The organism is Arthrobacter sp. 05T420 (assembly GCF_056396305.1).
Genome location: NZ_JBFTLG010000029.1, coordinates 1 through 23,696 on the forward strand (window position 1 = coordinate 1; position 23,696 = coordinate 23,696).

The 23,696-nt window shown below is 66.3% G+C and carries 20 protein-coding genes; 15 read left to right on the top strand and 5 right to left on the bottom strand.

The features are described from left to right. Nucleotides 1-185: 185 nt before the first annotated feature. Genes AC1DEM_RS21080 through AC1DEM_RS21090 form a run of 3 tightly spaced genes read right to left on the bottom strand, consistent with a single transcriptional unit; the run spans nt 186 to nt 2,879 of the window. The gene (locus AC1DEM_RS21080) at nt 186-1,382 is read right to left on the bottom strand and encodes an acetyl-CoA acetyltransferase (protein WP_476886228.1); all 1,197 of its coding nucleotides are present in this window, start codon (nt 1,380-1,382) and stop codon (nt 186-188) included. After that, nucleotides 1,379-2,086 (bottom strand): CoA transferase subunit B, encoded by a 708-nt coding sequence (locus AC1DEM_RS21085; protein ID WP_476886229.1) that lies wholly within the window; start codon nt 2,084-2,086, stop codon nt 1,379-1,381. Before AC1DEM_RS21085 ends, AC1DEM_RS21080 begins: the two co-directional genes overlap by 4 nt. Nucleotides 2,087-2,132: 46 nt before the next feature. After that, nucleotides 2,133-2,879, bottom strand: a complete 747-nt coding sequence (locus AC1DEM_RS21090; protein ID WP_476886230.1) for a CoA transferase subunit A — start codon at nt 2,877-2,879, stop codon at nt 2,133-2,135. Between the two features lie 235 nt (nt 2,880-3,114). Between AC1DEM_RS21090 and AC1DEM_RS21095 the strand changes: the two genes are divergently transcribed. Beyond that, entirely contained in the window at nt 3,115-3,885 is a 771-nt protein-coding gene (locus tag AC1DEM_RS21095) for an IclR family transcriptional regulator (protein WP_476886231.1), read from the top strand. A gap of 154 nt (nt 3,886-4,039) precedes the next feature. Here the strand turns inward: AC1DEM_RS21095 and nadE are convergent, their stop codons facing one another. Then, nucleotides 4,040-4,861 (bottom strand): ammonia-dependent NAD(+) synthetase, encoded by an 822-nt coding sequence (gene nadE / locus AC1DEM_RS21100; protein WP_476886232.1) that lies wholly within the window; start codon nt 4,859-4,861, stop codon nt 4,040-4,042. Nucleotides 4,862-5,136: 275 nt separating this feature from the next. Beyond that, the gene (locus AC1DEM_RS21105; RefSeq protein ID WP_476886233.1) at nt 5,137-6,162 is read right to left on the bottom strand and encodes a LacI family DNA-binding transcriptional regulator; all 1,026 of its coding nucleotides are present in this window, start codon (nt 6,160-6,162) and stop codon (nt 5,137-5,139) included. Nucleotides 6,163-6,389: 227 nt separating this feature from the next. Here AC1DEM_RS21105 and AC1DEM_RS21110 point away from each other — a divergent pair, with 227 nt between their 5' ends. From AC1DEM_RS21110 to AC1DEM_RS21175, 14 genes are all read left to right on the top strand, one after another. Then, a complete protein-coding gene (locus AC1DEM_RS21110; protein WP_476886246.1) occupies nt 6,390-7,244 on the top strand; it encodes a sugar phosphate isomerase/epimerase family protein in 855 nt (284 codons plus the stop codon). Nucleotides 7,245-7,295: 51 nt separating this feature from the next. Then, nucleotides 7,296-8,303 (top strand): Gfo/Idh/MocA family protein, encoded by a 1,008-nt coding sequence (locus tag AC1DEM_RS21115; RefSeq protein ID WP_476886234.1) that lies wholly within the window; start codon nt 7,296-7,298, stop codon nt 8,301-8,303. 250 nt (nt 8,304-8,553) lie between these two features. Next, nucleotides 8,554-10,080, top strand: a complete 1,527-nt coding sequence (locus AC1DEM_RS21120; protein WP_476886235.1) for an ABC transporter substrate-binding protein — start codon at nt 8,554-8,556, stop codon at nt 10,078-10,080. A 6-nt stretch (nt 10,081-10,086) separates the two neighbouring features. Beyond that, nucleotides 10,087-11,028: an ABC transporter permease gene (locus AC1DEM_RS21125; RefSeq protein ID WP_476886236.1), complete on the top strand. Its 942-nt coding sequence runs from the start codon at nt 10,087-10,089 to the stop codon at nt 11,026-11,028. Further along, a complete protein-coding gene (locus AC1DEM_RS21130) occupies nt 11,025-12,899 on the top strand; it encodes a dipeptide/oligopeptide/nickel ABC transporter permease/ATP-binding protein (protein WP_476886237.1) in 1,875 nt (624 codons plus the stop codon). Before AC1DEM_RS21125 ends, AC1DEM_RS21130 begins: the two co-directional genes overlap by 4 nt. After that, on the top strand, nt 12,896-13,771 hold the full coding sequence (locus tag AC1DEM_RS21135) for an ATP-binding cassette domain-containing protein (protein WP_476886238.1): 876 nt from the start codon (nt 12,896-12,898) through the stop codon (nt 13,769-13,771). The genes AC1DEM_RS21130 and AC1DEM_RS21135 overlap by 4 nt, the downstream gene beginning before the upstream one ends. 85 nt (nt 13,772-13,856) lie before the next feature. Continuing rightward, entirely contained in the window at nt 13,857-14,717 is an 861-nt protein-coding gene (locus tag AC1DEM_RS21140; RefSeq protein WP_476886239.1) for a sugar phosphate isomerase/epimerase family protein, read from the top strand. A gap of 29 nt (nt 14,718-14,746) precedes the next feature. Next, on the top strand, nt 14,747-15,913 hold the full coding sequence (locus AC1DEM_RS21145) for a Gfo/Idh/MocA family protein (RefSeq protein ID WP_476886240.1): 1,167 nt from the start codon (nt 14,747-14,749) through the stop codon (nt 15,911-15,913). A 108-nt stretch (nt 15,914-16,021) separates the two neighbouring features. Beyond that, a complete protein-coding gene (locus AC1DEM_RS21150; protein WP_476886241.1) occupies nt 16,022-17,152 on the top strand; it encodes a LacI family DNA-binding transcriptional regulator in 1,131 nt (376 codons plus the stop codon). Nucleotides 17,153-17,198: 46 nt separating this feature from the next. Continuing rightward, nucleotides 17,199-18,605 (top strand): glucuronate isomerase, encoded by a 1,407-nt coding sequence (gene uxaC, locus AC1DEM_RS21155; RefSeq protein ID WP_476886242.1) that lies wholly within the window; start codon nt 17,199-17,201, stop codon nt 18,603-18,605. Continuing rightward, nucleotides 18,602-20,047 (top strand): mannitol dehydrogenase family protein, encoded by a 1,446-nt coding sequence (locus tag AC1DEM_RS21160; protein WP_476886243.1) that lies wholly within the window; start codon nt 18,602-18,604, stop codon nt 20,045-20,047. Before uxaC ends, AC1DEM_RS21160 begins: the two co-directional genes overlap by 4 nt. A 207-nt stretch (nt 20,048-20,254) precedes the next feature. After that, a complete protein-coding gene (uidA, locus tag AC1DEM_RS21165; RefSeq protein ID WP_476886244.1) occupies nt 20,255-22,066 on the top strand; it encodes a beta-glucuronidase in 1,812 nt (603 codons plus the stop codon). Nucleotides 22,067-22,125: 59 nt separating this feature from the next. Next, complete coding sequence (uidB, locus tag AC1DEM_RS21170; protein ID WP_476886245.1) at nt 22,126-23,547, top strand: glucuronide transporter; 1,422 nt, start codon at nt 22,126-22,128, stop codon at nt 23,545-23,547. A gap of 31 nt (nt 23,548-23,578) precedes the next feature. Beyond that, a partial coding sequence (locus AC1DEM_RS21175; protein WP_476885372.1) for a hypothetical protein occupies nt 23,579-23,696 on the top strand: 118 nt, incomplete at its 3' end.

Consider the following 23,696-nt stretch of genomic DNA (forward strand, 5'->3'; position numbering starts at 1 on the left):
TGCATGACCCCGACACGCCGGGCCGCGGCGAGTATCGACATCCCGCCACACACCATGTCAACGAAGTCGGTGCGGGTATTCGGAGGAAACAGCTTGACCATAAAACGCTCCATCAATCAGAGCGTTGCTACGACCATATGACTTTGCCCACCCGCCACCGGCCGTATCTGACCCCGCGTTGCTTTTTAGACGGCTTCGAGCACGCTGACATAGTTCGCGATGCCCACGCCGCCCATGTTCTGCACCGCGGCCCGGCGCGGGTTGGCCAGCTGCATGGCTCCGGCCGTGCCGGTGAGCTGCATGGCGGCGATGACGTGCTGGGAGACGCCGGTGGCGCCGACGGGGTGGCCCTTGGCCTTGAGCCCGCCGGAAACGTTCACCGGCAGCTTGCCGTCCTTCAAGACCCAGCCTTCCTCGAGCGCCCGGGCTCCCTGGCCGCGTTCGGTCAGTCCCATCGCCTCGTACATGAGCAGTTCGGCGATGGTGAAGCAGTCGTGGACCTCGGCGAAGTCCAGGTCCTCCAGCCCGACGCCGGCCATCCCCAGGGCCCGCTGCCAGGAAGCCCGCGTGGCGGCGAATTCGGTCGGGTCCCGGCGCTCGGCCGGGAAGAAATCATTCGCCTGGCCGAAGCCGGCGAGCCGTACCGGGGCGGTGGCCCCACCCGTAGGAGCGACGCTGAGGACGACGGCGGCGGCGCCGTCGGACACGGGGGAGCAGTCCGTGCGGCGCAGCGGATCCGCCACCATCGGGTTCTTGTCCGAGACGGTGCGGCAGAACTCCTCGCCGAGGTCTTTGCGGAGCTGGGCGTAGGGGTTGTCGACGCCGTTGCGGTGGTTCTTCGCCGCGATGGTGCCCAGGACGTCGCCGAGTCTTCCGTTGCCGTCCCCGTAGCGCTTCCCGTAGTGCTTCGCGACCTCCGCGAAGAGCCCGGTGAACCCTGTGGTGGAGGCCTTGCCGGCCATGTCGTAGTCCGCGCCGAGCAGGGCCGCGCCCACGACGTCGGCCCCGGCGTGCGTCATCTTCTCGGCGCCGATCACCAGGACGGTCTTCGCGGTGCCGGCCAGCAGGGATTTGGTGCCCTGCTGGAAAGCGGCCGATCCGGAGGCGCACGCGTTTTCGACCCGGGTGGACGGCACGTTGGCCAGCTGGTCGGAGACCTGCAGCGCCAGGGACGACGGGAAGGCCAGCGGCATCATCCCGGAGTTGAACTGACCGAGGTAGATTTCATCGATCTGGCCGGCCTCGATCCCGGCGTTGCCGATCGCCTCGGTGGCGACCTGGACAATCAGGGATTCCAGGGTCTGGTCCTCCAGCTTGCCGAAGCGGCTGTGACCCCAGCCGGTGAGCAGGACGTCCTTGCCGAACTGGTCTTTGAGGCTCATGCTCCCGCCACCTCCGCTACGGTTTCTTCGATCTGTGCGGTTCCCTTGGGTTCCAGGGCGACGTCGAACTCTGCCTCGGTCTTTTCGCGGATCTCCTCCACGGTGACGCCGGGGGCCAGCCGGGTCAGCGTCAGCTGCCGGCCTGTTCCGTGGTCAGGCTTGATCAGGTCGAAGACCGCGAGATCGCTGATGATGCGGTCCACGCAGCTGAGCCCGGTGAGCGGCAGCGTGCATTCCCTGACGATTTTGGCGGTGCCGTCCTTGGCGTTGTGCTCCGTCAGGACCACGACGCGCGGGGTGCCGGCCACGAGGTCCATGGCGCCGCCCATGCCCTTGACCATCTTGCCGGGGATGGTCCAGTTGGCGAGGTCGCCGGCGCCGGAGACCTGCATGGCGCCGAGGATCGCAACCTTCACGTGGCCGCCGCGGATCATGCCGAAGGAGGCCGCGGAGTCGAAGATGCTGCCGCCGGGCAGGACTGTGACGGTCTGCTTGCCGGCGTTGATGAGGTCGGCGTCTTCCTCGCCCTCGTAGGGGAACGGGCCCATGCCAAGCAGGCCGTTCTCGCTCTGCAGGACGACGCGGACGCCGTCGCGCAGGTTGTTGGCCACCAGCGTTGGGATGCCGATGCCGAGGTTGACGTAGTCGCCGTCGTTCAGTTCTTCGGCCGCGATGGCGGCCATTTCATCTCGGGTCCAAGCCATGGTGATTCTCCTGAAAACGTGTGGGTGGGGCGGCGCTGAGGCCGGATTAGACGGTGACGGCGGATGCGGCGTGCGCCGCATCTGCTTCCGCTTCGGCCCGGGGGCGGACGGTGCGCTGTTCGATGTCCTTGACCCGGCCGCTGGCCTGGACCAGGCGCTGGACGAACACGCCGGGGGTGATGATGTGGTTCGGGTCCAGCTGGCCCGGCTCGACGATCACTTCAGCTTCGGCGACCGTCACGGCGCCGGCCGTAGCCACCACCGGATTGAAGTTCTGGGCGGTGTACCGGTAGATCAGGTTCCCGTCGGTGTCGGCAGTGTGCGCGTGGACCAGCGCGACGTCGGCCTTGATGGCGCGTTCCTGAACGAACGTCTCGCCGTCGAACTCCGCCAGCGGCTTGCCTTCGGCGACGAGGGTGCCCACACCGGTCTTCGTGTAGAAGGCCGGGATGCCGGCGCCGCCGGCGCGCAGCCGCTCGGCAAGGGTGCCTTGCGGGGTGAATTCCACCTCGAGCTGGCCAGCGAGGTACTGCTCGGCGAAGAGCCTGTTCTCCCCGACGTAGGAGGCAATGACCTTGCGGACCTGGCCGCCTTCGATCAGTATGCCGAGGCCCTTGCCGTCCACGCCCATGTTGTTGGAGACGACCGTCAGGTCCTTCACCCCGGAGTCCCGCACCGCCTCGATCAGGTCGGCGGGGATCCCGCTGAGGCCAAAACCGCCCACGGCGAGCGTCATGCCGTCCCGCAATACGTCCTGAAGGGCAGCCGCTGCCCCGGATTTCACCTTTGACATTGCATCTCCTCATTGAGCCTTAGAGTCACCGGCGGGCCGGGCTTCGAAGCCCGACGCAGCGATCCACTTTGTGGACTGTTCATCTGAAGAAGGAGCCTATGGTGTGGCGTGGAGCACTGTCAACGTCGGATTTACGCTGAGACGGGTGCAATTTTACAGTGTGGACGGTAAGCTGGTGGGTGTCCACAATGTGGATATTTACGTGGAAATACCCGAGGAATCGCGAGGAACAAAGATGAATTCCGTCCCCGTGCAGGGCGCCCAGGTGGTGAGCCGGGTCGCGGCCCTCCTCAGGATTGTGGGCCAGAAGCCCGACGGCTCCCCGCTGGTGGAGCTGGTGCGCGAGTCGGGCCTGACGCGCCCCACAGTGCACCGGCTGCTCAGCTCCCTGGCGGCCGAGGGGTTGCTGGACCAGGATCCGGGCAGCGGCAACTGGGTCCTGGGCCCTGAGATCCTGCTGCTGGGGTCCGTGGCCTCGGCGCGTTTCCCCTTGGAGGACATCGCGAGGCCGAGCCTCCGGCGCCTCGCCGAAGAGACTGGCGAGAGCGCGTTCTTTTCCATCCGCCGCGGCAACGAAACGGTGTGCCTTCTCCGGGAGGAAGGCAGCTTCCCGGTCCGTTCCTTCGTGCTGCATGAGGGCGTGCGGTTTCCGCTCGGCGTGGCCTCCGCCGGCACCGCCATCATGGCATTCCTGCCGGCAGAGGAGCAGGAAGAGATGCTCGCAAACTGGGCAGCGCACGCCGGCGCCTTTGCGGCCGGTCACACCCAAGCGCGTGTCCGGGAAAACCTCCAAGCCACCCGGCAGGCCGGCTATTCGGTCAACCCGGGGCTGGTCCTGGAAGGCAGCTGGGGGATGGGCGCGGCGGTCTTCGACCAGCGGGGCCGCCCCGCCTGGGCGCTGTCCCTGACCGGCATCGAGCCGCGCTTCAGGGAGGAGCGCCGCCCGCAGCTGGGCCGGCTGCTCATGGATGAGGCCCACCGCATCTCGCTGCTGCTGCAGGGCTAAGGCTAGGGGTTCCGGGCGTTAGGGCTTAGCGGACGTCCCGACGCGTCGTGGGTCACAAGCTGTTGCCGTCCCGGGGCACTTTGGCGCGGACCCGCCGGACCTTGGCGGCTAGGCGGGTTGTTCGGGGGGCTCAAAAGTGCCCCCGGAACGCCGGCTATTTCCACCACGCATCGAAAATCGTCACCGGGACTGTGCGTTTGTGGCGGGTCCGCAGGTACATCGCCTCGATCCGTTCCGCCGCGGCCTCGGGCACGTCGCGGCCCTCGAGGTAGTCATCGATCGTGTCGTAGCCCAGGCCGAGCTCGTCCTCGTCGGTGCGGCCGGGCTTGCCGTCCAGGAGGTCCGCCGTCGGGATCTTTTCCCAGATCCGCGCGGGGGCGCCGAGCTCGGCGAGCAGCGCACGGTTCTGGCGCTTGTTGAGGCCGAACAGCGGCAGGATGTCCGCGCCGCCGTCGCCGAACTTGGTGAAGAACCCGGTGACGGATTCGGCACCGTGGTCCGTGCCGATCACCAGGTAGTTGTGCTCGCCGGCCAGGGCGTACTGGGCAATCATCCGGGTCCGCGCCTTGGTGTTGCCCTTATGGAAATCGGAGATGTCCGTGCCCACCGTCTTCTGGAACTCGTCCTCGAAGCCGTCCACGGCGGCCGAGATGTTGAACGTCCACTCGGTCTTGGCGCGGATGAAGTCCAGGGCCGCCTGGGCGTCGTCCTCGTCGTGCTGAACTCCGTAGGGCAGCCGCACGGCGACGAAATTCGCCTCGACGCCCTCGGCCTCGAGCTCCTCGACCGCCAGCTGGGCCAGCCGCCCGGCCAGGGAGGAGTCCAGGCCGCCCGAGATGCCCAGGACGAAGCCCCTGGTATGGGTCGCCTTGAGGTATTCCTTCAGGAACATCACGCGCTTGCGCACCTCCCCGGCGGGGTCGATCCGGGGCTGCACGCCCATTTCCTCGATGATCTTCGCCTGGAGTTCACGCATGCCTCACAGCCTAGCCAGCGCTGTCAACAACGCTCAACTGTTGCGGCCGGGCCTGCCGGTCGACGAAGGCATAGGCGTGGGAATCGCGCTACGACGGCGGATCGGCGCCGCGCTTTGGGCCGGCGCTGCGCATTTGGGCCGTCGCTACGCGGATACCCGTCGCGCAGGGCAGGGTGCGCAGCGCGCGCCAGGAACCGTCGCGAAAACCGGGATGCGCCGCGAAAACCGGTCGCGCGCTGGCCCGCCGAAACCCGCGCGGCCCATGAACGCCAGGCTTAGCGCTCGTGCCGGGCCGGTCCTGTGGAGCCGCGGACCGTGAGGTGGGTGGGCATCACGGACCGGCTCCGGGTGCCGCCCCAGCCGAGCGGGTTCAGCTGGGCCAGCAGCATGGAGACCGCCACGCGTCCGGCCTGTTCGATCGGGGAGGCCATGGTGGTCAAGGGCGGGTTGCAGAAGTCGGCGCCGAAGATGTCATCGCAGCCCACAATGCTCATGTCGTCCGGGACGCGGATGCCGCGTTCGCGAAGGCGCTGGAGCATGCCGATGGCGATGAGGTCGTTGAACGCGATGCACGCGGTGACCCCACTATGTACGGCGGCGTCCGCGGCGGCCGCGCCGGACTGCGTCTTGGGGGCGAAGGGGCCCAGCCGGCGCACTTCCACGCCGCGCTCCTCGGCTGCCCCGGACAAGGCAGTCCACCGCCGTTCGCTGGACTGCGACGTCGGCGGGCCGGCCACGTAGGCGACGCGGGCGTGTCCCAGCGAGATCAGGTGGTCCAGCGCCTGGCTGGTGGCGGACGGCGTGTCGATCAGGACCGCGGGAACGCCGGGCACGTCACGGTTGATGGTGACCATGGGCATCTTCGCCGCCGCGTCCAGCAGTGCATCGTCGCTGAGGCGGGATGCGGCAACGATGATGCCGTCGGCGCTCTTGCGCAACTGCTCCACGGTGCTGGCCTCCACCTCGTCGGATTCTTCCGTGTCCACCAGCAGCTGGGTGTATCCGGCCGCCTTGAGCTGGAGCTGGGTGCCCCTGATGAGGTCGAAGTAGAACGGGTTGGTGATATCCGGGACCAGGACTCCCACTGCGCCCGTGCGGCCGGAACTCAGGGCCTTCGCCTGGCTGTTGGGGGTGTAGTGCAGCTGGGCTGCGGCTGCCTCGATCCGCTGCCGCGTCCTGACATTGACTCGGTCCGGCGTGGAGAGCGCCCGGGAAACAGTGGACGCCGCCACCCCGCAGAGAGCGGCGATGTCATGGATGGTGGCCGGGCGGTCCACTGCTGCTGGTCGCGTCGTCGCCACGGCGCTCCTCTCTGAACGTGGTGGCCGGGCCCTGTCGGCCGGGTCGGATGGCGGTCCTGTGATTGCCGCCACAGACCCGGTCAGCAAAGAATGCCACAGATTGTCAAAGTTTGGCAATCGGTTGTCATTTGACTGTGGCACTAGCTAGACTGGGTTGAACACCGTTTGTGAACTGCGTCACCGCGCTGGAGCCGGAAGCTGCCCGCGGCGGCCGCGAAACCCAGGAGATCCGCGTGAGCAAAATACCAACAGCAGTCTGGTCGCTTTCAGGCTTCGGCGATGAAATAGATCCGGACCCGGCAGTCCAGGCCGCCGTGCTGCTGGCACTGGGTGCAAGCCACATCGAGGTGCGCAGCGCCTGGGGCACCAATGTCTCCGAGTTGGAGCCCGAACGGGTCGCCCGGCTCAAGGAAATCCTCAATGAGAAGGGCCTCAAAGTCTCGGCCGTGGCGAGTCCCATCGGCAAAGTGGACGTGAGCCTGCCCGTGGAGCATGAACTGGCAAGGCTCCGCCAGATCATCGCGGTGGCCAAGGGGCTGGAGACAAAATACGTCCGGATCTTCTCCTTCTACCGGGAAGAAGGCCGCACTGCTGACGACATCCGCGGGGACGTCCTGGTCCGCATGGGCGCCCTTGCAGCGCTCGCCGCGGAATCCGGCGTCGTGCTCCTGCATGAGAATGAAAAGGGCATCTACGGCGATACGCCGCAGCGCGTGCTGGACATCATGGAGTCGGTTAACTCGCCCGCGCTCCGCGTCGCGTGGGACAACGCCAACTTCGTCCAGGTGGGCGTCAAGCCCTACACCGAGGGCTACGCCATGCTGCGGCCCTACCTGGAGTACTTCCAGGTCAAGGACGCGCTCGCCACCAGCGGGGAAGTGGTCCCCTCCGGCGAGGGCGATGGCGAGCTCGACGCCACGATCGCCGCCCTCAAGGCGGACGGGTACGCCGGCTTCGCCTCGCTGGAACCCCACCTGGCCAGCGCCCACGAACTCGGCGGCTTCTCGGGCCCAGTGGCCTTCGGCACGGCGGCCCGCGCCTTCGCAGCGCTGGCCGCGAAGAACCAGATCGAACTCGTCTAGCCGACCTCATTTAGCAGGAACGTAACACCACCAAGAAGTAGGGAGCTCCGGATGCCAAAGGCGGCAATCATCGGCTGCGGCGACGTGTCGATCGTGCACTTTGAGGCACTTGCAGGGATGGACGACGCCGAATTGGTGGCTGTCTGTGACACGGATCCGGGGCGCCGAGCCGCGGCGCAGGAGGCTCGCGGGGTTCCCGGCTTCGAGGACTATCGCGACATGCTCGAGGCGGCCGCCCCGGACGTTGTGCACGTCACCACCCCGCATCACGAGCATGCAGCAATCGCCATGGAATGCCTGCGTCGCGGTGTCCATGTGGTGCTGGAAAAGCCCCTGGCGCACACCCTGGCCGAGGGCGAAAGGCTGCTGGCCGCTGCTGCTGACAGCACGGCGAAAATTGGCCTGTGCTTCCAGAACCGCTACAACGCCCCGGTGCAGGAAATGCGCCGACTGCTGGACTCCGGCGAACTCGGCAAGGTGCTCGGGGCCTCTGCCACGGTCATGTGGCACCGGCAGCCCGACTACTACCTGAGCCGGCCCTGGCGCGGAAGCTGGGGCGAGGGCGGCGGCGGCCTGATGATGAACCAGGCCATCCACACTGTTGACCTGCTGCAGTGGCTGGTAGGCGACGTCGTCGAGCTCGCCGGCAGCGCCTCGACCCATGCGCTGGCAGAAGCTATCGAGGTGGAGGACACGGCGGAGTTCGCCGCGCTCCACAGCAACGGCGCCCGCAGCGTCTTCTACGCCACGCTCGCGAACACGGTCAACGCGCCGGTCACCCTGGATATCAGTACCGAGGCGGCAACACTGAGCCTGCGCGGAGACTTGACCGTCGCCTACGAGGACGGGCGCAGCGAGGTGGTGCGGGAACGCGCCGTCGGCTCCGGCGGCCGTTCCTACTGGGGTGTCTCGCATGCTCTGCTGATCGCAGATTTCTATGCCGGTCTGGCGCAGCCGGGCCCGTTTTGGATTGACGCCGCCGAAGGGGCGAAGTCGCTGCGGATCGTGAAGGACCTCTACCGGCAGTCCTACCCCGGCTCTGAGGAAAAAGTGTCCTAGCCGGACGCGTTTGCGCGGCGTTCGCAACCCCGGGGCGCCTGCATCACTGCGTGCGGGCTGCCGGCGCGCCCCTCGCGCGGCCCAGCCAGAGCACTCGTCCCGCAATAAATCAAAAAGGTTATGACAACCGGTTGCCAGAAATGGCAACCCAACGTACGCTGAACCCACAAGCGGCAATGTGGCCCAAGCCACATTGCCGCCGCCATGGTCCGAAGCAACGGACCCGTCAAGCGATCCAAAGGAGCCAACAATGAAGTTCGGTCCCCGGGCAGCAGCTGCTGCCCTCACCCTCAGCGCGTCCCTCGCGCTCACAGCCTGTGGCGGCGGCGCCACAGCAGGCGGCGCCGCAGGCACCGCGGCCACGGCCCTGACGATCGGCACCATCCAGGACGTCCGGTCCTGGGACCCCGCCCAGGCGCACGTCGGTCACGTCCTCCAGCCTTACCAGGCCGTCTATGACACCCTGATCCTGCGCCAGCCGGACGGAAAGCTCAGCCCGATGCTGGCCACGGCGTGGAAGTACAACGCAGCCAGCACCAAGCTGACGGTGGACCTGCGCACGGACGTCACGTTCAGCGACGGCGCCAAGTTCGACGCCGAGGCCGCGAAGGCCAACATGGACCACTTCAAGAAGGCCAACGGCCCGCAGATGGCCCAGCTCAACGCGGTCAAAGACGTGGCCGTTGTGGACGCCGATACCATCGACATCAACCTCACGGCCCCGGACCCGGCCCTGGAGTACTTCCTGAGCCAGGCCGCAGGCCTGATGGGCAGCCCCAAGGCGCTCGGAACCGACGCCATCAAGACCGAACCGGTGGGCTCCGGCCCGTATGTGATGGACAAAGCAGCGTCGGTGAAGGATTCCCAGACGGTGTTCACGGCCCGCAAGGACTACTGGAACAAGGACCTTCAGAAGTACCAGAAGCTCACGTTCAAGATCCTGACCGACCTGACGGCCCGCACCAACGCCCTGGTCTCCGGCCAGGTGGATGCGACGATCCTGGACCCCAGGAACGGCAAGCAGGCCGAGGGCGCCAAGATGCAACTGGCGGCCAACGAGGTCGACTGGCAGGGCCTGCTCCTCCTGGACCGGGACGGTGCCAAGAACCCGGCGCTGAAGAACGTCAAGGTCCGCCAGGCGATCAACTACGCCTTTGACCGCAAGACCATCCTGGACCAGGTCATGCTGGGCCAAGGCACTCCGACGTCCCAGCCGTTCGGCAAGGCCAGCGGGGCCTGGACCGAAGAACTGGAGAACTATTACAGCTACGACCCGGCCAAGGCCAAGCAGCTGCTCAAGGAGGCCGGCTACGAAAACGGCGTCACCCTGGAAATTCCGAGCGTTCCCGGTTTCGAAACCCAGATTTCCGTGGTCCAGCAGCAGCTGGCAGACGTCGGCATCACCCTGAAGGTGGGCGCCGCGCTGACCAACACCTTCACCTCCGATGTTGCCGCGCAGAAGTACACCACCATGTACTTCTCCCTCTTCCAGGGCGAGCCGACGGTTGCGGTCAACCAGATCATTTCCACCAAGGCGCTCTACAACCCGTTCAAGAACGCGACGCCGGAACTGGATGCCAAGATTGAGGCCGTGCGCGCCGGCGGTGCCGACGCGGGCAAGCTGGCCCAGGAAGTCAACAAGTACGTGGTGGAGCAGGCATGGTTCGCACCGCTCTTCCGGGTGAACCAGATGTACTACCACAATGCCAAGGTGAACGTAACGCCGCAGATCCAGCAGGCGGTCCCGTCCATCTACAACTACTCACCGGCCAAGTAGGACCCCATGATCAGGTTCATTGCGAAAAGGCTGGGCAGCGGGCTGGTGGTGCTGTTTGTTGTCTCGGCACTTACTTTCTTCCTGCTGTATACCTCCAGCGGGAGCATCGCCAGGAACATCCTGGGCGACCAGGCCACCGCCGAACAGGTGGCGCTGAAAGAACACGAGTTGGGGCTGGACCAGCCCCTGCTGGTCCGCTACCTCGCATGGGTTCTCGACGCCCTGAGCGGAAACCTTGGCGCTTCCTGGTTCACCTCGGAACCGGTGGCCAACTCGCTGGCCAGCCGGATCCCGGTGACCATGACCATGGTCTTCGCCGCAATGATCCTGATCGCCCTGTGTGCAGCACTGATCGGTGTTGCCGCTGCAGTCAAGCGCGGCTGGGTGGACAGGCTGGTCCAGGTTGGCGCCATCATCGGCGACTCCATTCCGGGGTTCGTCATCGGCGTCATCCTGGTCACCATCCTGGCCATCCAGCTGGGCCTCTTCCCGGCCACGAGCACCATCTCCCCGGACGCCGGGGCCGATGCGTGGGTCTATTCCATGTCGCTTCCGGTGATCGCACTGCTGATCAACGGCGTCACCGGCGGAGCGCAGCAGATCCGCAGCGCCGTCATCAAACAACTCGAGCGGGACTACGTCCGCACCCTGCGCAGCCGCGGAATCGGCGAGCGCGAAATCCTGTTCAAGCACGTCCTGCGCAGCGCCGCTCCGGCCGGACTGACCGTCCTGAGCCTGCAGCTGATCGGCATGCTTGGCGGCGTGGTGATCATCGAGCAGATCTTTGCCCTTCCCGGCATGGGACCGCTGGCGGTCGCCGCTACAGGCCAGTCGGATCTTCCGGTGGTGATGGGCGTCGTGATGTACACGGTGGTGGTCGTCATTGTCGTGAACCTGTTGGTCGACATTTTCAATGGCTGGCTCAACCCGAAGGTACGTGTGTCATGAGCGATTCTGCAGAAACCGCGGCAGCCGCCGCTTCCATACCTTCCGCTCCTCCGCCCTCCGTTCTAACGGGGCAGAGCGGGACGGTGGTCCGTTCCACCGTCATCCGCCGGTTGTTCAAGAACCCCCTGGGCATCGTTGCCATCACGATCCTGCTGGCGATCGCGCTCCTGGCCATACTGGCCCCGGTCCTGGCACCCTTCGACCAGAACTACGCCAACATTGCCAAGACCCTCGCCACCCCGGATTCGGCCAACGTCCTGGGAACGGACAGCGCCGGGCGCGATGTCTGGAGCCGGCTGCTGTTCGGTGCGCAGCTGACGCTGCTGTCCGCCCTGCTCTGCGCCGGCGTGGCCATTGGCATCGGCCTGCCGGCCGGCCTGATCGCCGGCTATTACGCCGGCAAGTTCGAGGCACTCTCGAACTGGGTGGTCAGCATCCTCATGAGCCTTCCCGGGCTGATCGTGCTGCTGACCATCCGGGCGGCGTTCGGCCCCTCGGTGTGGATCTCCATGATCGCCTTCGGCATCCTCATCAGCCCGTCCTACTTCCGGCTGACCCGCACGGCCGTCCAGTCGGTCCGCAATGAGCTGTACGTTGATGCCGCGCGGGTCTCCGGCCTTTCGGACCTGAGCATCATCGCCCGTCACATCTTCTCGGTGGTCCGTGCCCCCATCATCATCCAGACCGCGGCCATCGCCGGCGTGGCCATCGCCATCCAATCCGGCCTGGAGTTCCTCGGCCTGGGCGATCCCACCAAGGCAACGTGGGGCGTCATGCTCTCCGAGGGCTTTAAGAACGTCTACCTGACCCCGACCCTGCTATTCTGGCCGGCGCTGGCCATGGCGCTGACCATCGGCGCCCTGGTGCTGCTGGGCAACGCCATCCGCGACGCTCTCGAGGACGGCGAAAAGATCAAGCACCGCCGCAAGAAAAGGGCAACGCTGGAAGGTTCGACGGCGGCGCCCGCCGCCGCGCGCCCGCAGCGGAAGTCCGTGCCCGCCGTCGAAGCCGGAACCGAACACCACCTGGTCAAGGTGACCAATCTCGGCGTCGGCTATCCGCAGGCGGACGGTTCCATCAAGAAGGTGGTGGACGACGTCTCGTTCCACGTGGACCGCGGCGAGATCCTGGGCATCGTGGGCGAGTCCGGATCGGGCAAGTCCCAGACGGCCTTCTCCATCCTTGGGCTGCTCCCGGACAATGCCCGCATTGTGGCCGGCTCCATCCAGTTCGACGGCAACTACACCGTGGTCCCTGGCGACGAACGCGTCAGCCAGGAGCGCCTGTCCAAACTGCGCGGCAAACGGATTTCCTACATTCCGCAGGAGCCTATGAGCAACCTGGACCCTGCCTTCACCATCGGCTACCAGCTAGTGACGCCCATGGTGCGCGTCCTCGGGATCTCCAAGGCCGAGGCGAGGAAGCGGGCGCTGAAACTGCTCACGGACGTCGGCATCGCCAACCCGGAACGGACCTTCGCCGCCTACCCGCACGAGGTCTCCGGCGGCATGGCCCAGCGGGTGCTGATCGCCGGAGCCATCAGCTGCGAGCCGGACCTGGTGATCGCCGATGAGCCCACCACGGCCCTGGACGTCACCGTGCAGGCCGACGTGCTGGACCTCCTGCGCGAACTCCAGCAGCGCCTGAACATCGGCGTGATCCTGGTAACTCACAACTTCGGCGTGGTGGCTGACCTCTGTGACCGTGTGGCGGTCATGCAGAACGGGCGCCTCGTTGAGGAAGGATCCGTGCGGGACATCCTCCGCAATCCGAAGGAACCCTACACACAAACGCTTCTGGCATCGATGCTTGAAGGCAAGGAACCCATGTCCATGCTCGTTTCCCCCCGTCAAAAGGAGCCAGTCGCATGAGCACCACGGAAAGCGCTCCGCTGCTCGCGGTGGACCAGTTGGTGGTTGAGTACCCCAGCAAGCACTTCCGGGCTAAGCCCTTCCGCGCCCTGACGGACATCAGCATCACCATCGGCCGGGGCGAAACCCTGGGCCTAGTGGGGGAGTCCGGTTCCGGCAAGACCACCCTGGGCCGCGCCATCCTGGGGCTGGCACCGGTGACCGGCGGGAAGATCAGCTTCGACGGCAAGGACATCAGCCACGCCACCCGCAAGGACCGGAGGGTCCTCAGCCGGGATCTGCAGGTGGTGTTCCAGGACCCGTACACCTCGCTGAACCCCGCCCTGGAGATCGGCGAAATCCTCGCCGAACCGCTGGGCGTGCAGGGCATGGAGGCCGCACCGGCCAAAAAGCGCGTGAAGGAACTGCTGGACCAGGTGGGCCTGCCGTCGGACACAATTAACCGGCTGCCGCGCGAATTCAGCGGCGGGCAGCGCCAACGCGTGGCGATCGCCCGCGCCCTGGCACTCTCGCCCAAGCTGATCGTCTGCGATGAGCCGGTCAGCGCACTGGACCTGTCCACCCAGGCCCGCGTGCTGGACCTGTTTCTGCAGATCCAGAAGGACACCGGGGTGTCCTACCTGTTCGTCTCGCACGACCTCGACGTCGTCCGGCACATCAGCCACCGCGTCGCCGTGATGTACCACGGCGAGATTGTCGAACAAGGCCCGGCCGGCGTCGTCACCACCGACCCGGACCACCCCTACACCCAGCGGCTTCTGCTGGCGTCCCCAGTACCCGATCCGGACCGGCAGGAAGAGCGACGGGCGGATCGCCACCGGCTGCTGGAAATTCAGCGGCAGCAGAGAGAACAGGCAGGTGCGCTCGCCTAGCGCTGTGCGCATGCACTAGGCGGAGGCATCTACCGACATAGCGGTCCTGAGGGCCCGGAAGACCACGGAACCACGGAGGAATACAGTGTCCACAATTGGCGTACAAGCGATGATGCTTAAAGACAGCTTCACCGAACTCGGAGCGTTTGAAACGCTCCGCAAGGTCAGCTCAATCGGCTACAACGCGGTCGAGATCTCCCAGATCCCGATGACGCCGGACAACGTCGCTGAGCTGGACCGTTCCCGCAGCGAACTGGGCATGGATATCGCCGCCTTGTCCGTAGCCATGGAAAGCCCCAAAGGCCGCCCCGGAGATTCACTGGCCGAACACTTCGAAAAGATCGTGGAGGACGCCAAGCGCCTGGACGCGAAGCTGCTGCGGATCGGCATGCTGCCGTTCCCCGCCATGAAATCGATCGACGCCGTCATTGACTTCGCCAAGCAGGCCAACGAATATGCCGAACGCCTGCAGGAGCAGGGCCTGGGCCTGTACTACCACAACCACCACATCGAGTTCGCGAAGTTTGACGGCAAATTCATGCTGGACGTCATCGCCGAGAACTCCCCGGCCATGGGCATGGAAATCGACGTCCACTGGGTCCAGCGCGGGGGCCTGGACCCGGTCCGGACGCTGGAAAAGTATGCCGGCCGCACGGCCATGGTCCACCTGAAGGACTACCGGATCGGCGTCTTGCCGGAGTCCTCCTTCGGGCTGCTGGATTCCGGGGACATCATGGGGTTCATGGCCGAGTTCAAGAACGTGGTCCAGTTCGCCGAAGTGGGCGAAGGCAACCTGGACTTCCCCGCCATCATCCCCGCCGCCCAGGCCGCCGGCGCCCGCTACCTGCTCGTAGAGCAGGACGAACTCTACGGGCGCACCGTGTGGGACGCCCTGCAGACCTCCTACGACAACCTTGTGGCCATGGGCCACTCGAACCTTTTCTAGACCACCCAATGACTACGGAGAATCACTACATGAGCAAGAAAGTACGCCTCGGCATCATCGGCCTGGGCCAGCAGGGCGGCATGTACGCGAAGTTCATCGCTGAGGGCGCAGTCCCCAACATGGTGATCGGCGCCATCTGCGACACCGACCCCGCCAAGAAGGAACTTGCCTCCTCCCAGTACCCGGAGGCGCCCTTCTACGAGGACTACATCGCGATGCTCGAAAGCGGCGACGTCGACGCCGTCGTCACGTGCGTGCCGCACTTCCTGCACCCGGAGATGGGCATCGAGACCCTCAAACGCAACATCCACGCCCTCGTGGAGAAGCCGGCCGGCGTGTACACCAAGCAGGTCAAGGAACTTAACGACTTCGCGGCCACCAAGCCCGAACTCTCCTTCGCCATCATGTTCAACCAGCGCAACAACCCGCTGTACCAGAAGCTCAAGGAAATCGTCGATAACGGCGAGATCGGTGCCATCCGCCGCACCAACTGGATCATCACCAACTGGTGGCGCCCGCAGGGTTACTACAACTCCAGCGAATGGCGCGCCACGTGGGGCGGTGAGGGCGGCGGTGTGCTGGTCAACCAGGCCCCGCACCAGCTGGACCTGTGGCAGTGGATCTGCGGCGTGCCGAAGTCCGTTTACTCCAAGGTTGCCTACGGCTTCCGCCGCGACATCGCCGTGGAGGACGAGGTCACCGCCGTCGTGGACTACGGCAACGGCGCCACCGGCGTCTTCGTCACCGCCACGCACGACCTCGTGGGAACAGACCGCTTCGAGATCCTGGGCGACCAGGGCAAGATCGTCGTCGAAAACTCCAAGACCGCCACCGTGACCCGCCTGAAGAAGCCCGAGCGGGAACTCAGCGACGGCATGGATATGGACGATGTCCGCAAACTCTTCATGGGGGAGCTGAAGCCCGAGGAGTACTACACCACCGAAGTGATCGAGTTCGAGTCCGCCTGGGGCGCGCAGCACTCCGGCGTCCTGGCGAACTTCGCCGCCAACATCCTGGACGGCACACCGCTGCTGGCCCCGGGATCGGACGGCATCAAGGGAGTCCGGCTGGCCAACGCCATCCATCTCTCCAGCTGGAGGGGAACGGAGGTGGGGCTGGACTTCGACGAGGACGAGTTCCTCGCCGAGCTGAACAAGCGCATCGCGGACGAAGGCAAGTTCCCCGAGCGCTCCTAGGCCCGCGCCGCAACCCCAGCCCAACGAGCTCGCAGCTGCGGCCGTTTTGAGCGCTMAAAACGGCCGCAGCTGCGATCCGGTCGGGCGGATGCTCGTTAGGATGGGGCGGTGACTGAACCCAAGACGCCGGACGCTGCCGCAACTACGGGCCCGGCCAAGAAGCACCCCCGGTCCGGAAAGTCCAGCGCCACCATCTACGACATTGCCAAGGTTGCCGGCGTCAACCCATCCACCGTCTCAAGGGCGCTCAGCAAGCCGGGCCGCGTCAGCGCCAAGACGCAGAAACTGATCGAGGACGCCGCCGCCGAGCTGAACTACCAGGTCAACCCGTTCGCCCGTGCGCTGCCCACCGGCCGCACCAACACCTTCGGCCTGATCGTCGCGGACATCACCAACCCCACATTTTTCGACATCATCCGCGGCGCGGAAACGACCGCCACGCAACGGGACTACACCCTGGTTCTGGCCGAATCCGCCGAGTCCGGTGTCACAGAGCTGACGGCAGCCCGCCGGATGATGGCCACGGTGGACGGCCTCATCCTGGCCAGCCCCCGCATGGACGACGACGACATCCGCACGATCGCCCGCGACAAGCCAGTGGTGGTCATCAACCGCGAGGTCGACGGCGTGCCCTGCGTGGTTCCCGACGTGAACAAGGGCATCAGCGAGGCAGTCCGCAGCCTGGCCGCCAACGGGCACCGCAAGATTGCTTTTGTTGCCGGTCCGCCGCAGTCCTGGATGTCCGCGCGCCGCTGGGAAGGGGTGCAGGCTGCCTGCGAATGGTCCCGGCTCGAGGCCGTGCGGCTGGAATCCACCAAGCCCACCGTCGACGGCGGCCGCCAGGTGGCGCGCGATGTCCGGGCCAGCGGTGCCACGGCCGTGCTGACTTACAACGACCTCCTGGCCATCGGGCTCATGCAGGAACTTCAGGCCGCCGGCATTCTCATCCCGGACCAGATCAGCATCGTGGGCTTCGACGACATCTTCGGGGCGGACTTCACCACGCCGCCGCTCACCACTGTGCGCTCGCCGCTGGGGGAGTGCGGCTCGGGCGCTGCCACGCTGCTGCTTAATCTCCTGCACGGGGATCTTCTGCACAGTGATCTCCTGCAAGGCGCGGGGGAGCCTGCCGCCACCCTGCGCGTCGAGACGGAGTTGGTGCTGCGGGGCTCGAGCGGACGGCTGCTGCCTGCGGACTCGCCTGGCCGGTCACGCCACCCGCAACTCGATGGCAATTAATGGCAACCGGTTGACAAATGCGCGAGGCAAGCCGGACCATTGATCTATGTCACAGTCGATTGCCGCCAACCCAGACCGGCTCCTGCCCGCGGATCACGGAACGCGCAGCATTGCGCGCGGACTCCTGCAGCACGTCCAGGACCTCCCCATCATTTCCCCGCACGGGCACGTTGACGCTGCAGTCATCGAGCGCAACACCCCCTTCCCGGACCCGGCGGCGCTGCTGGTCAGCCCGGACCACTACGTCACCCGGCTGATCCACGCCAGCGGCGTCCCGCTGGACCGGCTGCGCGGCTCCGCCGCCGCGGCACCGGACTCCCGCACGGTCTGGCACGAGTTCTGCAAGGCCTGGCCGCTGTTCGAAGGCACGGCCTCCGGCTACTGGCTCCGCACCCAGTTCGAAAGCGTCTTCGGCCTCCGGCAGGAGATCAGCGCCGAGAGCGCCGATGCCAGCTTCGATGCGATTTCCGCCAGGCTGCTGGAGCCCGGCTTCCGGCCCCGCCAGCTCTTCAAGGACTTCAACATTGAGGTCCTGGCCACCACGGACGACCCCCTGGACAGCCTCGCCAGCCACAAGGCCATCGCCGAGGACTCCACGTTCCACGGCCGCGTCCTGCCCACCTTCCGCCCTGACGCCTACCTCAACTTCGCGCACCCCACGTGGTCCGCGAACGTGGACCGGCTCATCGCGGTAGCGGGCGACGGCGCCACCGGCTATGACGGCTACATCACCGCCCTGGAAAACCGGCGTCGTTACTTCGTGGACCACGGCGCAGTCTCGGCCGACCACGGCGTCCGCACACCGGCAACGCTCAAGCTCGACGCCGGCGACGCGGCCAGGCTGTTCGACCGCGCCCGGTCCGGCCAGGCCACGGCGCAGGACCGCGACGACTTTGAAGCCCACATGATGTACCAGATGGCCAGGATGTCCGTAGAGGACGGCCTGGTCATGACCATCCACCCGGGCGCCTACCGCAACCACCACGAACCAACCTTCAATGCGTTCGGCGCCGACACGGGCCACGACATCCCGTTCGCGGTGAACTACACCGAGGCAATCCGCCCGCTGCTGCAGGACTTCGGCACCGCCAAGGACTTCCACCTGGTGCTCTTCACCCTTGACGAGACCGTATTCTCCCGCGAACTTGCGCCGCTGGCAGGCTTTTACCCCTCCGTCTACCTCGGTGCCCCGTGGTGGTTCCTGGACGCACCGGACGCCATGCTGCGCTTCCGTTCCGCCGTGACCGAAACCGCCGGATTCTCCCGATCCTCCGGCTTCATCGACGACACCCGGGCCTTCTGTTCCATCCCCGCGCGTCACGATGCCTCCCGCCGGATCGAGGCCTCCTTCCTGGCCAGGCTGGTGGCGGAGCATCGCGTCAGCGAGGACCGCGCCCATGAACTGATCGTCGACATCGTGGACGGTTCGCCCCGAAGGGTCTTCAAACTGTGAGCACGGAACTGACTTCCGCACCGGAATCCGAGGTGGCGCCCGCCGTGGAACTTCCCCAACTGAACCGCCGTCTGCGCCCCGGCGCCAAGGCGCCCGTGCGCATCATCCACCTGGGCCTGGGCGCCTTCCACCGCTCGCATCAGGCGTGGTACACCCACCAGGCATCCGACGCCGCGGACTGGGGCATCGCGGCCTTTACCGGCCGCCGCCCCGACGCCGCACTGGCACTGGCCGAACAGGATGGGCTTTACACAATCGTGAACCGGGCCGACGACGGCGACTCCTTCGCCGTGGTCAGCAGCATCGTCGAAGCCGTGGACGGGGCAGATGTGCAGCGGCTGGCGGAGCTGGTTGCCGCTCCGGCCACCGCGGTGATCACGCTGACCGTCACCGAAGCGGCCTACCGGCTCCGTGCCGACGGGCAACTTGACCGCAATGCGCCCGACGTCGCCGCCGACCTTGCGCTGCTGGCGTCCGGCAGCGCCAGCCCGACGACGCCGCTGGGCCGGCTGGTGCTGGCCCTCGCCGCCCGCCGGGCTGCAGGGGCGGGGCCGCTCGCCGTCGTCTGCTGCGACAACCTCTCCAACAACGGCACCGTGGCGCACAACGCCGTGGTGGGCATGGCCGCGGCGTGGGACGCCGGGCTGGCCGGATGGATCCACGCCAACGTCAGCTTCGTCAGCACCTCGGTTGACCGCATCACTCCGCGCACCACCGCTGCGGACATTGCCGCCGTCCAAGCCGCCTGCGGCTACCGCGACACTTCGCCCGTGGTGGCCGAGCCGTTCTCCAACTGGGTGCTCAGCGGGGACTTCCCCGCCGGACGGCCGCGCTGGGAAGACGCTGGCGCCGCATTCGTGACCGAGATCGAGCCGTACGAGAACCGCAAGCTGTGGCTGCTGAACGGCGCACACTCCCTGTTGGCCTATGCCGGCCAGCTTCGGGGCCACACCACTGTGGCAGAGGCCCTGGCGGACCGGCTGTGCCTGCGGGCCGTTGAAAAGTTCTGGGACGAGGCGGAAGCGAACCTGTCCGGGCCCGAGGGAGACACCGCGGATCTGCAGATCCCGGCCTACCGCGCCGCCCTGCTGCAGCGCTTCGGCAACGCACGGATTGCCCACCACCTCGCACAAATCGCGATGGACGGCAGCACCAAGCTGCGGATGCGCGCCGTTCCCGTGCTGCGGGCCGAGCGTGCCGCGGGCAGGTCCGGCGCGGCCGCCGCGCTCATGATTGCGTCCTGGATGGACTACGGTGCCGCCTCCGCCGCGTTCCAGGACCCCCTGGCTGAGGACGTGTCCGCAGCCAACAGGCTCACCGGCGCCGAGCGGATCCGCGCCTTGCTGGCCCTGGTGGATCCGGCCCTGGCCGCCGACGGTTCCGTCGTGGACCTGATTGAAAGCTTGAGCGGAACATTCGGGGAGCGGGCTGTCTCCGCGTAACGCTCCGTGCAAACACTGCTGCCCGACTCCCGGTCACGGGGAGCCGGGCAGCAGTGTTTCGATGAACTTTCAACAAATTTATGGCAACCGCTTGCCATTTGATTGCCACGTGATTAGGATTACAACAAGAGCACAAACCGGCCGCACCGCCGGCCCCCAAATTCCTCCCCCGGCGCTGCCCGCAAAGACGCGATAGGACCTCCAAAAATGCTCAAGCCCCAGGCCAGCAAAACCCGCGAGATGGTCAACCTCGACGGCCTGTACCGCTTCAAGGTGGACTTTGACCGCTCCGGCCACCGGGAGGAATGGTTCAAGGCGCCCCTGGAAACCGGACTGGAAATGGGCGTCCCGGCCAGCTACAACGACGTCTTCCCGGACAAGGCGATCAGGGACCACGTGGGCTACGTCTGGTACCAGCGCGACGTCCGAGTCCCGCGCGGCTGGGCAGGGGAGCGCATCCACGTCCGCCTCGACTCCGCCACGCACGAGGGCATGGTGTGGGTCGACGACACTCTCGTGGCCCAGCACGCCGGCGGCTACATGCCCTTCAGCGCGGACATCACGGACCACGTGACGGCCGGGCAGGTTTTCCGCCTGACGGTCTCCGTCAACAACGAGCTCACACAGGCCACCATCCCGCCGGGAACCATCACGGTCACCGAGGACGGCCGCCGGCAGCAGACCTACCTCCACGATTTCTACAACTACGCAGGGCTGCACCGCAGCCTCTGGCTGTTCAGCACCCCCGCGGTCACTGTCGATGACATCACCGTGGTCACCGGCTTCGACGGAGCAACCGGCAGCGTCGACTACACAATTGCCACCGACGGCGGGACCGGCAGCGAAACCGTCACCGTTTCCCTCCGCGACGCCGATGGCGTCGAGGTCGCCCGCGCCGACGGCGCCTCCGGCACCCTGACGGTCGCCGACGTCGCCCTCTGGAAGCCCGGCGCCGCCTACCTGTACAGCCTCACCGCGGAAATCCGCGACGCCGGCCGGCTGCTGGACAGCTACACCCTGCCAGTGGGCGTCCGCACCGTGGAAGTCCGCGGCAAGGAATTCCTGATCAACGGGGAACCGTTCTACTTCACCGGCTTCGGCATGCACGAGGACCACGTGGCCATCGGCAAAGGCCACAGCAACGCCCAGATGGTCAACGACTTTCAGCTCCTGGACTGGGTGGGCGCGAACTCCTTCCGCACCTCGCACTACCCCTACGCCGAGGAAGTCATGGAGTTCGCGGACCGCCACGGAATCGTGGTGATCGACGAAACCGCCGCCGTCGGGCTGCACCTGGGCTTCGGAGCCGTCTTCGGCGGCATCGCGAAAAAGACCTATGTCGACGGCGGGGTGGATGCCAACACCGCCGCCAACCACCGGCAGGCGATTTCCGAGCTCGTCGCCCGCGACAAGAACCACCCCTCGGTCGTGATCTGGTCGATCGCCAACGAGCCCAACGGTTCGGAGGAGGGTGCCCGCGAGTACTTCGCACCCCTCGTGGAGCTGGCCCGCCGCCTGGACCCCACCCGGCCCGTCGGCTACGTCAACGTCATGTTCGACACCCCGGACAAGGAACTGCTCGGGGACCTGTTCGACGTCATCATGCTCAACCGCTACTACGGCTGGTACCTCAATAACGGTGACCTCGAAACGGCCGAGCAGAGCCTCGAAAAGGAACTGCGCGAGTGGGAAGCCAAGTACGGCAAGCCCATGATCATGACCGAGTACGGGCCGGACACCATGCCCGGCTTCCACTCCATCTATGAACAGCCCTGGAGCGAGGAATACCAGGCCGCGTTCCTGGCCATGTACCACCGGGTCTTCGACCGCGTGGACGCCATGGTGGGTGAACAGGTTTGGAACTTCGCGGACTTCCAGACCTCCAACGGCATCATGCGCGTGGACGGCAACAAGAAGGGCGTTTTCACCCGCGACAGGCGGCCCAAACCCGCCGCCTACGCCCTGCGCCAACGGTGGACGGCACTGGCCGGCACCAAGAACATCGTTTCCGAGGCGTAGGCCTTAACGCACATTTTTTCGCCGGACCCAGGTCCGGCAACGGGTAAAGGAGCCCATTCATGAAAAAGCTGGACAGGCTCAGCATCATCGGCTATGGCGCCGGCGATGCCGCCAACAATCTCGCCTTCACCACTGCCACCATGTTCCTGCTGGTGTACTACACGGATGTGGCCGGGATCTCCGCCGCTGCCGCCGGCACCCTGCTGTTGGTGGTGCGGATCTTCGATGCCTTCGCCGACGTCTTCGCCGGCCGAGTGGTGGACCGGACCTACAGCAAGCGGTTCGGCAAGTTCCGGCCGTTCATCATGTTCGGATCCATCCCGCTGCTGCTGCTCAGCGTGGCAACCTTCTCAATTCCTGAACTCGGCGAATCCGGCACCTTGCTGTACGCCTACGTCACGTACGCCGCCCTGGGCCTGGCCTACAGCCTGGTCAACATCCCCTACGGCTCCCTCGCCGGCGCCATGACCCAGGACCCGGCCGAACGCGCCAAGCTCGGCTCGGCCCGGATGATCGGCGCGCTGCTGGTCGGCTCCGCCCTGGGCATCTTCGTGGCCCCGCTGATCAAGCCGGGCGCCAACCTGCAGGCCACCTTCACCACCATCACCCTGGCGTTCGTCGTCATCGGTGCGGCCCTGTACCTCTTCACCTTCCTGACCGCCAAGGAGCGGGTCCACCGGGCCGTCCCGAACGTCACCTTCAAGCAGAGCATGGACACGCTCAAGGGGAACCGGCCGCTGCTGATGCTGTGCTTGAGCTCCTTCTTCTTCCTGACCGGGTACCTGGCCCTCACCTCGGTCCAGCTGTACTACCTCCGCGACGTCCTGGGACGGCTGGACCTGTACCCCGTGCTGTCCATCACCCAGCTCGTCCTGACCTTCGTGCTGGCCGGCTTCATGCCCAAGCTGGTCCGGAACCTCGGCAAGAAGCGCGTCTACATCTCCTCGTCGCTGCTCACGGTCATTGGCGGCGCCATCGTCTTCTTCACCCCGGCCGGCCAGGTCTGGCTCGGTTTCACCGGCCTGGTCATCAGCCTGGTGGGCGTCCTCGCGGTCAACATCGTGGTGTGGGCACTGGAAGCCGACACGGTCGAATACGGCGAATGGAAGACCGGCGTCCGCACCGAGGGCATCACGTACGCCCTGTTCTCCTTCACCCGCAAGACCGGCCAGGCAGTGGGCGGTGCGCTCGCGGCCTACGCTCTGGCCCTGGGCGGCTACAAGTCCGGCGCCATCCAGACGCCCGACGCCGTCTTCGGCATCCAGCTCGCCGCCGGCGCGCTGCCGGCGGTCATGACCATCCTGGCCGTGCTCGTGATGGCCAAATACACCCTCACCGATGCCATGCATGCCCGGATCCTCACCGAAATCCGTGCCCGGCGCAGTGACGGCGACGGCGCCGGAACTCCTGACGGCGGCGGCGCCGGAACCCCCGGCGCAGCTGTTTCCGCCGAGGTCGCGCCGCTGGCGCCCCGTAACTAAGACACCCCGTAAGAGCAGATAAGGACCTGTTGTGAAAATCATTGCCGCTGAAGTCTTCGTGACCAGCCCCTCCCGGAACTTCGTGACCCTGCGGATCACCACGGAGGACGGGGTGACCGGGATCGGGGACGCGACGCTGAACGGGCGTG

Bases quoted from the DNA above. Each gene is read 5' to 3' on its own strand.
- uxaC (WP_476886242.1), top strand. From the start codon at position 17,199: ATGTCACAGTCGATTGCCGCCAACCCAGACCGGCTCCTGCCCGCGGAT.
- AC1DEM_RS21125 (WP_476886236.1), top strand. From the start codon at position 10,087: ATGATCAGGTTCATTGCGAAAAGGCTGGGCAGCGGGCTGGTGGTGCTG.
- AC1DEM_RS21115 (WP_476886234.1), top strand. From the start codon at position 7,296: ATGCCAAAGGCGGCAATCATCGGCTGCGGCGACGTGTCGATCGTGCAC.
- AC1DEM_RS21090 (WP_476886230.1), bottom strand. From the start codon at position 2,879: ATGTCAAAGGTGAAATCCGGGGCAGCGGCTGCCCTTCAGGACGTATTG.
- nadE (WP_476886232.1), bottom strand. From the start codon at position 4,861: ATGCGTGAACTCCAGGCGAAGATCATCGAGGAAATGGGCGTGCAGCCC.
- uidA (WP_476886244.1), top strand. From the start codon at position 20,255: ATGCTCAAGCCCCAGGCCAGCAAAACCCGCGAGATGGTCAACCTCGAC.
- AC1DEM_RS21135 (WP_476886238.1), top strand. From the start codon at position 12,896: ATGAGCACCACGGAAAGCGCTCCGCTGCTCGCGGTGGACCAGTTGGTG.
- AC1DEM_RS21145 (WP_476886240.1), top strand. From the start codon at position 14,747: ATGAGCAAGAAAGTACGCCTCGGCATCATCGGCCTGGGCCAGCAGGGC.
- AC1DEM_RS21130 (WP_476886237.1), top strand. From the start codon at position 11,025: ATGAGCGATTCTGCAGAAACCGCGGCAGCCGCCGCTTCCATACCTTCC.
- uidB (WP_476886245.1), top strand. From the start codon at position 22,126: ATGAAAAAGCTGGACAGGCTCAGCATCATCGGCTATGGCGCCGGCGAT.
- AC1DEM_RS21085 (WP_476886229.1), bottom strand. From the start codon at position 2,086: ATGGCTTGGACCCGAGATGAAATGGCCGCCATCGCGGCCGAAGAACTG.
- AC1DEM_RS21120 (WP_476886235.1), top strand. From the start codon at position 8,554: ATGAAGTTCGGTCCCCGGGCAGCAGCTGCTGCCCTCACCCTCAGCGCG.
- AC1DEM_RS21095 (WP_476886231.1), top strand. From the start codon at position 3,115: ATGAATTCCGTCCCCGTGCAGGGCGCCCAGGTGGTGAGCCGGGTCGCG.
- AC1DEM_RS21080 (WP_476886228.1), bottom strand. From the start codon at position 1,382: ATGAGCCTCAAAGACCAGTTCGGCAAGGACGTCCTGCTCACCGGCTGG.